The sequence below is a fragment of the Flavobacterium potami genome (genome assembly GCF_020026915.1).
GTDB classification, from domain to species: Bacteria; Bacteroidota; Bacteroidia; order Flavobacteriales; family Flavobacteriaceae; genus Flavobacterium; species Flavobacterium potami.
In genome coordinates this window covers 388,951-405,247 of record NZ_JAINUY010000004.1, presented here as the reverse complement: position 1 = coordinate 405,247, position 16,297 = coordinate 388,951, and the positions used below count along the sequence as shown (strand labels likewise).

Sequence of the window (16,297 nt, the reverse complement as noted above, 5' to 3'; positions counted from 1 at the left end):
CGTTCCAGGTTTCACGTTCCAACAACTTGAAACTTGAAACAAAGAAAACTTGAAACTAAACTACTGTCCGTAGTATGAATCTTTTCCGTGTTTACGGTTGTAATGTTTCTTTATTAATGAATCTTTTAATCTTGGTGCGTTTGGATTTATTTGTAAAGTCAAGTATGCCATTTCTGCCACAACTTCTAAAACTTTACTGTTGTAAACCGCTTTTGCAGCATTTTTTCCCCATGCAAAAGGACCGTGATTTCCAATTAAAATCATTTCTACTTCTTCATAAGAAAGATTTTTTTCTTTGAAGCAATCCAAAATCTGAATTCCGGTATTGTGTTCATAGTTTCCTTCAATTAGATGATCTGCCATTGGCGGCGCACACGGAATATCAGCTGTTAAGTGATCGGCGTGTGTTGTTCCGAAAATCGGAATATCTTGCTGCGATTGTGCCCAAGCCACAGAATATGTTGCGTGGGTATGCGCCACTCCGCCAATATTTGGCCAGTGTTTGTACAAATAAGCATGTGTTTTTGTGTCTGAAGACGGACGCAAATTTCCTTCGATAACATTGTTGTCAAAATCGACAATAACGATATCTTCAGGCTTTAAATCTTCGTAAGGAACCCCGCTTGGTTTAATAGCAAAAACACCATTTTTTCTGTCCACGGCGCTTACGTTTCCGAAAGTATAGACAACCAAATTCAATGCATTCAACTGCATATTGGCTTCGTAACATTCTTGTTTTAAATCTTTATAAAGAGAACTCATTTTGAGAAATTTTAATAGTTGGATCTGCAAAAGCACTTAATTGTTCGTATGCAATCAGCAACTTGTTATAAGCTGCTACTTTATCTAATTGAGGGAAATATTCTCCGTCAAAATCACTTCCGATTTTTTGGCTTGCTTCGATTACGTTTGGATAAATTCCGGCTGCAACCGCTGCATAAATTGCCGCACCTAAAGCAGGAGTTTGATCTGAAGCTGCAACTTTAATTGGCTTGTTTAAAACGTTAGCCAAAGTCTGCATAATGAAAGGCGATTTACGAGCAACACCACCAATTCCGATAACGCTGTCGATTTTTACACCTTCTTCTTCAAAACGATCTACAATTTTCTTCGCTCCAAAACAAATTGCGTTTACCAAAGCTTTGAAAATATGTGGTGCTTTTGTTCCTAATGATAAATTTGAAATCGCACTTTTCACTTCCTGATTTGCATCTGGAGTTCTTCTACCATTAATCCAATCTAAAGCAATTGGAAGACTTTCAGAAACTGGAATTTTCTCTGCTTCTTTCGTTAATTCAACAATTAATTTATCGCTGAATTCTTCTCTTAATTGTTCTTTTTGAGCATCATTTAAAGTTGATGAAGAAGCTAATAAATGTTCTGTCGGCCACATTAATAATTCTTTGTACCAAGCCAATAAATCACCAAAAGCCGATTGTCCTGCTTCCAGACCGATAAATCCTGGAATTACAGATCCGTCAACTTGACCGCAGATTCCGCGAACGGTTTTTGTACCAACCTCATCATAAGAACCAACCAGAATATCACAAGTTGAAGTTCCCATAACGCGAACTAAAGTATTTTCTTCGATTTTTGCTCCAACAGCACCAGAATGCGCATCGAAAGTTCCAACAGCCACAACTGTTTCTGCAGAAAGTCCTAAACGATCTGCCCATTCTTTACTTAAATTTCCAGCAACTAAATCTGAAGTATAAGTTTCATCGTATAAATTGCCACGCAAAGTCGCTAAATACGGATGTAATTTTTCTAAGAATTCAACTGGCGGTAATCCGTTCCAGTCTTCGTGCCACATAGCTTTGTGACCCGCTGCGCAACGGCTTCTTTTGAACGTTTTTAAGTCTTTATCTTCAATTAACAAATACGTCATTAAATCGCAGTGCTCCATCCAAGTGTGTGCTGCATTTCTAACCGCTTCGTCTTGTCTTGCAATGTGAAGGATTTTTGCCCAAAACCACTCAGAAGAATAAATTCCCCCTACATATTTTGTAACGTCTTCTCCGCCCCAGCTTACTGCCAGTTCGTTGATTTCGTTTGCTTCATTTATAGAAGTATGATCTTTCCATAAAACCATCATCGCATTTGGGTTTTCTTCAAAACCTTTTGTTAATGCCAATGGCGTTCCATCTGCCGTAACTGGAACTGGAGAAGATCCTGTTGTGTCAATACAGATTCCGCGAACCAATGACGGATCCACTTTACTTTCTTTTACAACATTTTGAATCGTAGTTTCCAATCCTTCGATATGATCCAAAGGATGCTGACGAAATTGGTTTATAGAGGCGTCACAATATTGTTTGTTTTTCCATCTTTTGTAATGAGAAACATTCGATGCCAGCTCCTGCCCATTTTCTGTGTCAATAAGCACCGCACGAACAGAATCTGTTCCGTAGTCCAATCCTATTACATAATTTTTCATTCGTATTTTATTTTTAAAATATTGACAAATATAATTATAAATAATTTATAAGTGTATAAAAAACACTTAATAAAATTCTGCTTCTTCATTTTTATAGAAAATGCATCAAAACAAAGATTTAAGCTCAAAACAAAAAATAAATGTCAATGTCACATTTATAATGTTGCGATTATTTCATCTTAATCTTCAAAACAATCACAGAAAAAGCTAAAAAAATCTTAATCAACTTAGTTAAATTCGAATATTGGTGTACCGTTTTTATCAAATTTTAATTTCATCATTCTCGCATGACGATTAGGATCATATAACGGATCTGCAATAATATCCTTCAGCGGTCTTTTATCTGTCGCAGGCACCACTTTTGGATCACCAACTGCTTTTTCATAATCCCTTGCATGATAAATTACCAATGGTTCTCCGTTTTCATCTACTGTGAATGAGTTATGACCAGGCCCGTAAATATGTTTTGCTTCATTGGTTTTTAATACCGGATATCTGGATTTTTTCCAAGAATTTCTATCTAATAGGTCTGCATTTTCATCTGCTTCCATCATTCCCATACTGTAACAAGAACCAGTCGCACTTGCTGAAAAAGTAATGTAAATTTTTCCATTGTGTTTAAGAAATGCGGGACCTTCATTTACCCAAAAACCGATGCGTTCCCAATCATAATCCGGAGTCGTTAGCATGAATTGAACTGTTTTTAGTTTTACGGGCGATTCCATTTCGGCTAAGTACAAATTAGAAGATGCAAACTGTCCGCCTGTTTTTTCTGCCCAACAGAAATAGCGTTTGTTTTTATGTTCAAATACAGTTCCGTCTAGAGAAAAATCGGTAAAGCTTTTTGGATCTGCGTCAGCTGCCTGCATTTGCCCTAATTCAATCCACTTATCATGTAAAGGATCTTGACCTGTACACTGCAAAACATAAGGTCTTAATCTCCAAATATCATCTTCTTGGCTTGCTGCAAAATACACGTACCATTTTCCATCTAAATAATGAATTTCAGGAGCCCAAACATGACGGCTCATGGGTCCGCTTTTATGTTTTTCCCATACTCTAAAAGTTTCAGCATTTTGAAGCTCATCAATAGATTTTGCACGTCTTAACTCTATAGCGTCGTAAGTTGGTATCGATCCTGTAAAATAGTAATACCCATCTGTATGTTTGTAGATAAAAGGATCTGCTCTTTGCAACACTATAGGTTTGTTCGTTAAGGTTGTTTTTGTAGTAGACACTTCTTTTTTAGACAGCTCTTTTTCTACTTTTTTATCTGTACAGGACGAAACACTTACAAAAACAACAGCTGAAAGTGCAAGATTTTTTAATACGTTTATTTGCATGTTATATTGGTTTGTATTTAGTTTATTTTTAAGTGAATCAGTTTTTATAATCAATCCACACTTTCATTTTTCCAATGCCTCGATTTGACCAAGAATAATATGGAATGGCTGTGAATTTTGAATTTTCGATCACATTTACGCCTTGTAATAAGTTCGCTTCTTTTCTCACTTTGAAAGTGTCTGAAGCTGAAATATCGATCTTATCAAAATTGTTTTTATTGTCAATTTCTTCAACTGCATATACTAGCGGACCATATTCTAAAGAGACTTTATTTTTGTTGGTTTCTACTTTTGAATTCGTTTCTACTTCTTGGACTTCCATTGGGAAATTAAGCGCGATTTTGTCCCCTTTTTTCCAATTTCTAGTGACGTTGAAATAACCGTTTTCAGGCTGAATCGCTAAAGTTTCTCCGTTTACAGAAATAGTTGGTTTTTGAGTGGAAGCTTTTTTGTACGTATATAAATCTCCTGGCAAAACCTCATTTCTTGCCCAACCCGGAACGCGAAGTTTGATTGTAAATTGGCTTTCTTTTTTAGGATTAACTGAAATTCCAACTTTTCCATTCCAAGGATAAGAAGTGTGTTGCGAAATCTGTAAATCTGTTTTTCCTAATGTGAAAGATGCATTGTTTGAGGCATATAAATTCACATACAAATCATTCTTTGTTTTGGAATAAATCAATCCTGGAATTGACGGAATAAAACGTATTAAATTCGTCGGGCAACAAGAACAGTCAAACCATCCCTGACGCGTGCAAGAACCGCGATTCGATTTATAAACGCCATCAGCTTCTAAGGCATTTGGATAGAAAAATTGTTTTCCGTCAAGCGAAATACCCGAAATTAATCCGTTGTACATCGATCTTTCGATGACATCAAAATATTGCGATTTTCCGTATAAACTATGCAATCTGTGATTCCAATACACATCTCCAATTGCCGCACAAGTTTCGTTGTAAGCGGTTAGATTTGGCAATTCGTAGTTCACTCCAAAAGCTTCGCCATCATGTCTTGATCCGATTCCGCCTGTGATGTACATTTTTTTGTTTACCATGTTATCCCATATCGTATTTACAGCATTTTCGTAAGCTTTATCTTTTGTCAAGGCCACGATATCGGTCATTCCTGCGTACATATAAACCGCACGAACAGCGTGTCCTACGGCTTCTTTTTGGTCCACAACGGGCATATGATCTTGAGCGTATTCTCCGTATAGTTTATGATTATTCGGATTTCCGCGATTGTCTAAATAGTATTTTGCCAGTTTCAGATACTCTTTTTTTCCTGTAATCTGATACAATTTCAATAAACCCGTTTCTACAATTTGATGACCAGGAACACCTTTTACCTGACCCGGATTATCTCCAAAAGTTCTTACTAGCATATCGGCCGCTTTTATAGCAATGTCTAGGAAATTAGTTTTTCCTGTTGCTTCATAATGCACGATTGCAGCCTCAATCAAATGACCCGGATTATACAATTCATGGCTAATCTGCAACGATTCCCAGCGTTTTCCTTCAATTACGGGAACCCAAGGCGCTGGCGGTTTTGCTGGATTTATCGTTCTCCAAGTGGTGATGTATCCGTCTGGTTCCTGACCAATTTTTACGATGGCAATCATAGAATCCAAAACTCTTTCTAGTTTAGGATTTGGTGCACTGATTAAAGTGTTTGATGCTCCTTCGATAATTTTATAAACATCGGTATCATCAAAAGGCATATCTCCTCTCGTTGTTCCTGTTTTTTGTTTTCCGGCAATTAAAAAGTTCTCAAAACGGCCTTCTTCATCACATTTTTTAATCGCATATTCTATCGTTACTTCCTGTACTCTTTTGATAATTGGAAGCCAAAAAGAATCGGTTAGTTTTACATTTTGAATGTTAACCGGTTCAATTTCGTAACCTGCTTTTAAGGCTGATGTTTTATTTTGCACGACATTGTTTTTGGTCTCTTTACAAGAAGTCAAAACCAGAAGTGACATGAAAATCGTTAAAATTGGTAAGTTGTATTTCTTCATTATTTTTATTTTAAAACAGGCCACAAATCGGTATCCCATTGTATTTCTCGAACTACTAATCTTGGTGTTCCTTTGGTTTTCTTTTCGTAAGCGTGATAAAACATATAATCTTTTCCATCGAAAGTATAAGCGCTATTATGCCCTACTCCAAAATAGTTTTCATCTCCTTGAACCACTAGACTTCCTCCGCCTTGATCCAACTGTTTTCCTTCTTTATCCAAATAAGGTCCAGTTACATTTTTAGATCTTCCAACAACGACTTTATAAGTGCTTTTTTCTCCGCGACAGCATAAATCCCAAGAAAGAAACTGGTAGTAATATCCATTTTTCTTGAAGATAAAAGGAGCTTCAAGCGCGCCATCGCCTGGATCAGAATCAGCTAATTCGAAACTTCTTTTGCGTTTTGAAATCGTGTGCCATTCTTGAGGCTGAGCAATTGATTTCAAATCCGGATTTAATTTTACCAATTTCAATCCTTCCCAAAAAGAACCAAAAGAAAGCCAAGGTGTGTTATTTTCGTCAAAAACCAAATTCGGATCAATGGCGTTCCACATATCGCGATTTGGCTGTGATTGAATCACGATTCCTTGATCGACCCATTTGTAATTTTTGTCTTTTGGATCTAAAGTCGTATTGGTCGCAACGCCAATTGCCGAAGTATTTTTAGCGAAAGCGGAAACCGAATAATACAGATAATAAGTATTGTTGTGGAATGAAATATCTGGCGCCCAAATATGATTTTTGAAATCGGCTGCAACACCATCTGCCCAAACTGGTTTTTCGGCGAAGACTTGCGGTTCTTTGTTCCATTTTTTTAAATCTTTCGAACTAAAAACACTGATTCCGTTTCCGGTACAATACAAATAATAGGTGTCTTTTTGTTTGATGACAACCGGATCGTGCACGACAATTTCTTGCGCCATAATCGCTGAAGTTATCAGCATTAGAAAAACCGAAATTGCATATTTTATGTTTTTGTAAACCATATAAGTGATATAAGTAAATTTAAGTTTGCTTACTGAAAACTTTAGCAGAGCATATAAGCAGTTACTGCATCAAAACTTAAAACTGAGACTGCGACTGAAAACTATTGAATTCCCTCCGAGGTCATTACGACACGTTTCATTGTTCCGTCTTTGTTGTAAAATAATTTATCTACACAAACTGATCTTCTGAAACTTCCTCCATGTGGAATTGACGCTCCATTGTGATAAATAAAATACGATTGTCCTTTAAAATCAATAATTGATTGATGATTTGTGTTGCTGTTTCCTGCTAATTCATTCAGAATTCCTTTAAACTCCCAAGGTCCTGTAATAGATTTACTCATCGCGTAAGCAATTTTCTCTGGAAATTCGTAAGCGTATGACAAATAATACCAGCCATTGTGTTTGTGAATCCAAGGTGCTTCTGTGAAATTTGGCAGTTTTATGTGATGGATTTCTCCATCAATTTCCGTCATGTTTTCTTTTAATTTAGCATAATGGCAGGCTGTGTTTCCCCAAAATAAATAGGCTTGTCCGTCATTATCGATAAAAACTGTTGGATCAATATCGTCCCAGCTTATATCGCTAAATTTGGTCATATCGTTGGTGATTAAGGCTTTTCCTAATGCGTCTTTAAAAGGCCCAAGTGGATTATCTGCTACAGCAACTCCAATTGATTTTCCTGGAATTGTTCCGTGTTCAACCGTTACGTACCAATAGAATTTTCCGTTTCTTTCTATTACTTGCGAAGCCCAAGCATCACTTTTTGCCCATTTAAAATCGGTTACTTTTAAGGGTACCGCATGCGATTCCCATTTTTTCATATCAGAAGAAGAATATACCAGCCATTCGTTCATTTTATAAAAATTAAAATCGTTTGGCGCTTCATCATGACCTGCGTACAAATACACTTTGTCTTTGTAAACCAATGCTGCAGGATCTCCGGCATATTTATCTGTAATAATAGGATTGTTGAATTTTACCGATTGAGCAGTTGCTGCAATCGATAAAAGCAAAACGGAAAGGCTCGTAAATAGGTTTTTCATAATTGCTTTAATTTTTTTGCCACAGATTTCACAGATTAAAATGATTTATTTTATAATCTTTGGCTTTGTTTTTTGCCACGAATTGCACCAATTTTCTCGAATTTTTATTTGTGTGAATTAGTGAAATTCGTGGCTTATTTTTTTCAAACACATAGAATCGTAGCATTACTTGTCTGAAAAAGGCATTTCATTTATTTAAATTCACATAGCCTATCTATGTGTTCAAATCTAGATTTGTTTTTTTACTCTTTTATTGACTAAAAAATCTATGTTTCTATGTGTTTAAATTTCTAATTTATTTTCTTGCCCCAAACTCCTATTCCGGCACTATTTATTCCTGTATAAGTTAAAGTCACTTTTCTGGTTGATGATTCCCAATCCCAGGCGTCAACTACATTACATTTAACTCCGTTTATAGTGGCGATTTTTTTAGTAGGATCGTACGACCAAGTTCCTGTTATATCTCCGCTAACTTTTTTGTCGGCCGTTAAATAAATCGTAACTGCTTTCTGCATGGTTTTGTATTGGTAATTCATGGTAATTTGTTCCCAAGTTCCTACCAGATTTCCTTCTGCAAAAGTGGTTGTTGGAACTCCGGCATAACGTTCTGGTTCTATAACAGGCCAACCGTCTTCTGTCCATTGAATTCCGTGAACGTGTCCCATCATTACTGCATTTGAAACTGCAATTCCACCAACTCCTTCCGGCAAACGTGCTTGCGAAGCATAAAACCATTGTTTGGTTGTTGGGTTTTGAAAAACGGCACAATGCGCAAATCCAACCCAGCCTGTATGATTTTTAAATTGATAGGGATGCGTTACCAACGGAAAACATTCTGCCCCATTTGTAATACTGATTCCGGTATTGGTCACATAAGGCCCGAGAATGTTTTTAGAACGCGCTACACGTGTATTGTACGCAACCGATAATTCGTCATAAGCCAAAAACAAATAATAATATTGTGTATCGGGATTGTAGATAATTTCTGGTCCTTCAAGTGCTTGCCAACGATTTGTATTTACATTTCCGCGACCTGCAATTCGAACTCCGTAATCGTCTATTGTTTTTAGTTGATCTGGTTTTCCTGTTGTCGGATTTAGTTTTAAAGCCGCAATTCCAGAATGCCATGAACCGTAAATTAAATATTGCTCTCCTTCTGGAGTTTCAATAAAACTTGGATCGATGGCATTGAATTTAAAGTATGCATCCCAATCGTTTCCTCCGTTTCTAACATAACTTTTTACGCCGTCGGGTTCTGAGCAAACTACCATTCCTTTGTCGACCCAATTATTAGAAGCCAAATCTGTCGTTTCGGCCAAACCAATAAAAGCGCGTTCTGACCATGAAGTATTGGTGTCTGTTCCTGTAATCGGATTAGTAACTACAATACTGTAATACATTCTAAAAACATTCCCCACTTTTCGAACACATGGTGCCCAGAATCCGTAATTTGGATTTGTTATTGGAGGAAGTGCCGGATTCATTCTAGCCCTTTTATTATTCAAAGAATCTTTTACCCAAGCCGGAGCCTGAAGCATCGAAGGTCCCATAAATTCCCAGCTGATTAAATCTTTCGATCTTCTGTAGAAAAAATGTCCATTTCCGTCATGCGCATTTCCATACGAAGCATCGGTTTGATACATATAATAATAATCGCCTGACTTTTCTACCGATGGATCGTGTACGTTTGCCAGATTCCATTGTGATCTACTTGCCCAACTTGCAAAAGGTGTGTAGTTGTCTGCATAAGTTGGTCCGTTGAATGTTGGCGTAACCACAGGCGGATCGACTACAACCGGAGGTTCTGGTTCTTGTAACGCCGGATCATCTTTGGAACAGCTTGTGATTAAAACTGCTGCCACAAAAAACCCGATGAAAGAAATGGTTTTTAAAATGAAGTTTCGCTTTTTCATCTGCTTCTATTTTATTTTCCTTCTAAAACAACTACTGAGAAAGGAGGAATCGTGATTTCAAGTTTTCCTTTTTTGTTTTCGAAACCTTTAAAAACCGTTGGAACAATTTTATTCGGGTTTTCGAATGAATTGTAATCTTGTAATTTAGCTGATGTGATAACCGTTCCGGTAACGGTTTTTACTCCTAAATCTTTTACATCAATTTCAATTTTATTTTTGTTTTTTGCGTCTACATTCACTAATGAAATATGAACCGCTCCGTTTTTATCTTTTGATGCTGATGCTGAAACTGCAGGAAGTTTTTCTCCGTTAAAAGTGTATGATGGCGATTCGAAACTTACTGGTAATAATTTAGCATCCTGATGAACGGCGTACATTTTCATTACAGAATAAGTTGGAGTTGTAATCATTTTAGCTTTGTCCGTAAGAATTACAGCTTGTAAAACGTTTACGCATTGCGCCAAGTTTGCCATACGAACACGATCTGCGTGGTTATTGAAAATATTTAACGTTGCTCCTGCTAAAACGGCATCTCGCATTGTATTTTGTTGGTATAAAAATCCCGGATTTGTTCCTTTTTCTACTTCGTACCATCCTCCCCATTCGTCTACGATCATGGCTACTTTTTTCTCCGGATCGTATTTGTCCATAATGGCAGAATGTTTCGTAACCAATTCTTCCATTTTCAAGGCCGACTGCATGGTTTTAAAATAACCTTCTTCTGTAAATTCTCTATCGCTTCCTTTTTTGCCCCAGTCAATTACAGCATAATGATGCACTCCAACTCCGCCCAACATATTTAGGGGAATTCCTTTCATTAAAACTTCTGTCCAATTGTAATCGGCACTATTTGATCCAGAAGCAATTCTTGTAATTCCTCCTGTATTTTCCCAATCTGACATAAAAGTCGCAAATTTGCGGTATTCGCCAGCGTAATATTCTGCGGTCATGTTTCCACCGCAGCCCCAAGCTTCATTTCCAATTCCCCAGAATTTTACTTTCCAAGGTTCTTTTCTTCCATTCTTGGCACGTAAATCACTCATCGGACTTTTACCGCTAAAGTTGGTGTACTGAACCCAGTCTGCCAATTCCTGAACCGTTCCGCTTCCCACGTTTCCAGACAAATACGGTTCTGCTCCTAGAAGTTCACACATATTCAGGAAATCATGAGTTCCGAAACTATTGTCTTCTGTAACTCCGCCCCACCATTTATTTACAATAGTTGGTCTTTGTTCTTGTGGACCAATTCCATCTTTCCAATGGTAAGTATCGGCAAAACAACCTCCAGGCCATCTTAAATTCGGAATTTTCAAATCTTTTAAAGCAGCAATAATGTCATTTCTAACTCCATTTGTATTTGGTATTTTTGAAGTATCTCCAACAAAAAATCCACCGTAAATACAACGTCCCAAATGCTCCGCAAAATGACCGTAAATATTTTTGTCAATTGTTGGCGCATCGGCCGTATTTTTAATGGTGATAGTGGTTTGTGCAAAACTCAACTGATTACAAAACGTAATAAGAAATGTGATTAAAAGTGCTTTTTTCATAGTGGTTTTTATGTTATAATATCATGTGAAGATTTTTACGTCTTCACATGATATCGGTATTTAAACTAACTCAAATATATTTTTAGTCTCAGTTTGCAAGTCTCAGTTTACACCGAAACTGTGACTGTAAACCGTGACTCTAAACTTAGTAACTGTCATTTTGTTTTGTTCCTGGATTGTTATCCATTTCTAATTGCGGAATTGGAAAATATTCGCGTCCTGGTGTATAAGAATTAAACTCAGCATCTCTTGATTTTAGCCACGCTAATTTTGTCGGATTTTGAAGCCATCCCCAACGGCGGATATCATCAAAGCGATGTCCTTCAAGAGGGAATTCCAAAAATCTTTCGTGACCTATCTGTTCTCTCATTTGTTCCTGACTCATTCCTGGTTTTGTTACAGCTAATTCAGGAAGATTTACTCTGTTTCGCACCATTTGAATATAAGTATAAGCTCCTGGTGTATCTCCTGTTTCATTTAAACATTCAGCATACATTAACAGAATATCCGCATATCTTAACAAACGCTCATTGATTCCGGAACGCCAATCGTATTCGTCTGCAAATTGTCCATCAGAATTTTGGTATTTTCTACAAAACAAATCATTTAAATCTGCAGGGCTTGAAGCATAAAATGTGGCAAAATCTTTTCCATACAATTGCATTCCGCCTGGTTTATTATAGAAAATAGTAGCATCTAAACGTGGGTCGTCTGCTCCTGTTTTTGTTTTTTCTTCTTTAAATTCGTTGAATAAAGCCCATGTCGGTTGAACGTCTGTCCACCCAAAAGCTCTTGGAGCATACGTAATGGCACGTGCAGATGTTTTTCCCCAACCTGAAGCAGGAGCACCTCCCCAACCTAAATCAACTCCTCCTGCATCTCTGCTGAATTGTACTTCAAAAAGAGATTCTGAATTGTTTTCATTTGCTGTTGTAAAGTTGTCACGGTAATTTGGAACCAAAGCATAAACTCCTAAATCTATAACTTGTTTAAAAGTAGTTTTTGCATTCGTGAAATCTTTAGTAAACAAATAAGCCTTTCCTAAATAACCTAAAGCCGCACCTTTTGTAGCTCTTCCTTTTTGGCCTGCATCTAAACCTGAAATACCTGTGTATGAATTTGGTAATAATTCTGCCGCAGTTTTAAAATCTGAAATAACCTGCGCCCAGCCTTCTTCTTGTGTTTTTTGAGGATAATAAACCGCTAATTCTGTTGGAAGAGGAACATTCTTAAACATATTTACTGCATGGAATAAAAACAAACCTCTTAAAAAATAAGCCTGTCCTAAGATTCTGTCTTTTAAAGCTGCGTCTTTGAACTCAATTCCAGGAACATTCGTTAAAACCTGATTGGCTCTGTATATTCCCTGATAGTAGGTTTCGTAAGCCCATCCATAAATGGCTGCATCAGCTACGTTTGAATTGAAATGCCCAACATTATACATTGATCCCCAAGGACTGTTTGTACGAGAATCGTCTGCTTTTACATCTAATAATAATGGTGTACTTCTCATGTACGTACCATCTGTTAGTAAACTTCCGTAAGCAGCATTTACACCTTTTAAAGCATCATCATCTGTTTTCCAAAATGAGTCAACTGCATTGTTATTAGGATCCAGCTGTTCTAAGTCTTCGTTATCAACGCAGCTTGTGGTTACCAAAGCAAGCGAAAAGAAAACTGCTATATAATTGAATATTTTATATTTCATTTTAATACGTTTTTAAATGGTTAAACCTTTTAGAAGCTTACTTCTACTCCTAAAGAAATTGTTCTCGGATTTGGAAAAGATCCCGCATCATATCCTCTGGAAATTAATCCGTCGCTATTAAAATCCGGATCATATCCTTTGTATTTAGAAATAATCAACAGATTTTGACCATTCAGGTAAACCTTTGCTTTTTGAATAAATTTATCTTTTAACGGAATGTTGTAACCAATTTCCATGGTTTGAAGTTTAACATAATCTCCGCTTTCAATAAATCTGTTTGAATCTCTGCTGTTTCCGTTTGGATCACCAATTACCGGCGCAGGAATATTTGTATTTGTGTTTGTAGGTGTCCAGTAATTCAATTCGTCTGTATGATGATTGGTATATTGTCCGATCATCAAATTACGATACATGGCATTAAATATTTTGTTTCCGCCGCTTCCTTGCCAGAACATTGAGAAATCAAAGTTGGAATACGAAGCACTAAAATTAAATCCGAAGCCATATTTTGGAATGGTTACACCTTGAAAAGTTCTATCTGCGTCTGTGATAATTCCGTCTCCATTTACGTCTCTAAATTTAATATCTCCAGGAGCCGCACCTGTTTGTGTTGGAGAAGAAGCTACTTCGGCAGCATTTTGAAAAATTCCGATTGCTTCCCAAGCAAACATTTCACCCACGGATCTTCCTACTTGTGTTTTAGAAACAGCTCCATAAATAGGATTTCCGTTTAAACCAATTTTAGTTACTTCATTTTTCAATGTTCCAAAATTCGCAGAAATATCATATTTAAATTTATGATGATGATTACTGTAAGATGCCGTAAACTCAACACCAGAATTTTTCATTGATCCTGCGTTTGTGGTAACACTTGCTGGAAATGCTCCCGTAGAAAAAGGAAGAGGAACTCCTAACAAAAGATCGCTTGATTTTTTAATAAAATATTCTGCTGTAAATTGTAAATCATTATCTAAGAAACCTAATTCGATACCAACATTGGAATTGGTAGATTTTTCCCATTTTACATTTGGATCCAATGCTGCTACGACTGTTGTTCCCGGAGCTAGTTCATTATTAAAATCATAACCTGCAAAACTATTTACTGTTGAAGCAAAGAAATATTGCGAAATAGTATTATTTCCTAATGTACCATAACCTCCTCTAAGTTTGATATTGCTTATCCATTCAGGCAATTTCCAGAATTTTTCGTTACTGATTTTCCATCCTCCTGAAAAAGAATAAAAACTAGCCGAATTATTTTTTTCACTGAAAAGAGACGTTTTATCTTGTCTGAAATTAGCTTGGACTAAATAACGATCATCATAAGAATAGTTTAATCTACTGATATAAGAAACGCCTGTAATTGTAAATTTATACTCCGATGCATTTCTGGCATCTGCGTACTGAAGCATGCTAATTTCTCCAGGTTCATAACCAACACCTCTGGTATTAATACGGTGGTAATCACGTTTTTCCTGAATCCATCCTGCTAAGGCATCTATTTTATGTTTTCCTAAAGTAACTTCATAGGTTAACAAATTATTCAAAAATGTTCTTAATTCATTTCCTGTTTCAACATCTAAAGATGCTTCATCGTTTGTGGTAATATAATACCAACCTAAATCACTTGGCGGAATAAATTTTCTGTTTTCCCAGTCTGTTCTATCATAACTTACATCCAATTTGTATTTAAGACCTTTTACAATTTCAATTTCTCCCCAGATATCTCCAATAAAACGGTTTCTTTTTCCATTATTATTAATTAGATTATTGTATCCGATCGGATTCATCGAAATGGCTCTTTGTGTCAAATTATCTGTACCTCCATAACCTCCAAGTCTGTTTGCATCATAAACCGGCATGGTTGGAACAGCTCCCAAAATATCGCTGACAACAGTTTGTCCTGCATTATACTCGTTAAAAATTTCTTTATCTGATTGAGTGTACGCTAACTTAGCACCATATTTGAATCTTCCTTTTTTACCATTCAAATTTAAATTAGTTGACAATCTCTCATAGTCCTGAGGCGTGTTGATATAACTTGTATTTTTAAAATAATCCACATTCATGCTGTAAGCCAGGTTTTCTGCTCCGCCATTAAATGTAAGCGCTTGATTTTGTACAACACCTGTTTGAAAAGACTCTTTCTGCCAGTCTGTATTTACATTAGAAATATAAGAAGGACTGTTCGGATCATTTCCTGGAGCAATACTCACTGGAACTCCAGCTCTAATGTCTCTGTTACGTTCTGCTTCACTCGTGATTTTTTGATATCCTACACGATCTGTCAAATCCCATTTTTTAGCCACATTCTGAAGACCAACAATAGACTTGAATTTAATATCCATTTTGCCTTGTTTACCTTTTTTGGTTGTAATGATTACAACTCCATTCGCACCACGCACACCGTAGATTGCAGCAGACGAAGCATCTTTTAGAACCTGCATCGATTCTATTTCTCCCGGAGCAAAATCGTATGGAGAATCGACCATAATTCCGTCAATTACAAAAAGCGGATTGTTATTACTAAATGAAGTTATCCCCCTAATCTTCACATTTACAAAACCTCCCGGTTCTCCTGAAGATTGAACGGTTACACCAGGTACTTGTCCCTGAAGCATTTTTGCAGCATCATAAGTAACCGTCTTTTTTGCCGATTCTATGTTTACAACACTAACAGATCCTGTTAAGTCTGCTTTTTTCTGAGAACCATACCCAATAACAACTACTTCATTTAGTTTATTAGTATCTTCTCCTAATGCTGCATCAATTTTAGAGTTACTTCCTACGGCTATCTCTTTGTTCTCAAATCCTATAAATGAAAAAACTAAAACATCTCCTGTTGATGCTTTAATAGAATACTCTCCATCAAATCCAGTTGAAGCAACTGTTTTGGTTCCTTTAATCATAATGTTTACGCCCGGTAACGGCAGGTTATCCTGAGCAGACGTAACAATTCCGGTAATCGTTTTGCCCTGAGCCGACAGCTGATTAACCGAAAATAACAGCATCAATACTGCTAAAATCCAATGTGTTTTTGGCAATAATAAATTGCAATACAAAATTAATTGTTGCTTTGTTATCATAATGGTTTGTTTAAGATTGGTTAGTGGTTTAGTTAATAAGTGTTAATCTTACATTTGTAAATTTAACTAAAAAAAAAGGACGAAAACAAATTAATATGGCAAAAAAAGTGTCGAAAAAAAACACATATCATAAATTAAGTGTTGAAATAACATTTAAAATTTCGTGTTTTTTTCAAAAAATCCAGTCTTTTTTATGATTTAATTGTGTAAA

Annotated in this window: 10 protein-coding genes; all 10 read right to left on the bottom strand. The window is 36.5% G+C overall.

Annotation, left to right across the window (positions count from 1 at the left end; genetic code table 11):
- Positions 1-60: 60 nt before the first annotated feature.
- Complete coding sequence (locus K6T82_RS14045; protein WP_184158607.1) at positions 61-762, bottom strand: L-ribulose-5-phosphate 4-epimerase; 702 nt, start codon at positions 760-762, stop codon at positions 61-63.
- Complete coding sequence (locus tag K6T82_RS14040) at positions 746-2,437, bottom strand: ribulokinase (protein WP_223706750.1); 1,692 nt, start codon at positions 2,435-2,437, stop codon at positions 746-748. The genes K6T82_RS14045 and K6T82_RS14040 overlap by 17 nt, the downstream gene beginning before the upstream one ends.
- Before the next feature lie 227 nt (positions 2,438-2,664).
- On the bottom strand, positions 2,665-3,780 hold the full coding sequence (locus tag K6T82_RS14035) for a glycoside hydrolase family 43 protein (protein ID WP_223706749.1): 1,116 nt from the start codon (positions 3,778-3,780) through the stop codon (positions 2,665-2,667).
- 37 nt (positions 3,781-3,817) lie between these two features.
- Entirely contained in the window at positions 3,818-5,797 is a 1,980-nt protein-coding gene (locus tag K6T82_RS14030) for a glycoside hydrolase family 127 protein (protein ID WP_223706747.1), read from the bottom strand.
- A gap of 5 nt (positions 5,798-5,802) precedes the next feature.
- On the bottom strand, positions 5,803-6,783 hold the full coding sequence (locus tag K6T82_RS14025) for an arabinan endo-1,5-alpha-L-arabinosidase (RefSeq protein WP_223706745.1): 981 nt from the start codon (positions 6,781-6,783) through the stop codon (positions 5,803-5,805).
- Between the two features lie 101 nt (positions 6,784-6,884).
- Positions 6,885-7,829: a glycoside hydrolase family 43 protein gene (locus K6T82_RS14020; protein ID WP_223706743.1), complete on the bottom strand. Its 945-nt coding sequence runs from the start codon at positions 7,827-7,829 to the stop codon at positions 6,885-6,887.
- 290 nt (positions 7,830-8,119) lie between these two features.
- Positions 8,120-9,742 carry an arabinan endo-1,5-alpha-L-arabinosidase gene (locus tag K6T82_RS14015; RefSeq protein ID WP_223706741.1) on the bottom strand — a complete coding sequence of 541 codons (1,623 nt, stop codon included), beginning with the start codon at positions 9,740-9,742 and terminating at the stop codon, positions 8,120-8,122.
- Positions 9,743-9,753: 11 nt separating this feature from the next.
- The gene (locus K6T82_RS14010) at positions 9,754-11,292 is read right to left on the bottom strand and encodes an alpha-N-arabinofuranosidase (RefSeq protein ID WP_223706739.1); all 1,539 of its coding nucleotides are present in this window, start codon (positions 11,290-11,292) and stop codon (positions 9,754-9,756) included.
- Between the two features lie 145 nt (positions 11,293-11,437).
- Entirely contained in the window at positions 11,438-13,000 is a 1,563-nt protein-coding gene (locus K6T82_RS14005; protein WP_223706736.1) for a RagB/SusD family nutrient uptake outer membrane protein, read from the bottom strand.
- A 29-nt stretch (positions 13,001-13,029) separates the two neighbouring features.
- A complete protein-coding gene (locus tag K6T82_RS14000; protein ID WP_223706733.1) occupies positions 13,030-16,086 on the bottom strand; it encodes a SusC/RagA family TonB-linked outer membrane protein in 3,057 nt (1,018 codons plus the stop codon).
- Between the last annotated feature and the right edge of the window lie 211 nt (positions 16,087-16,297).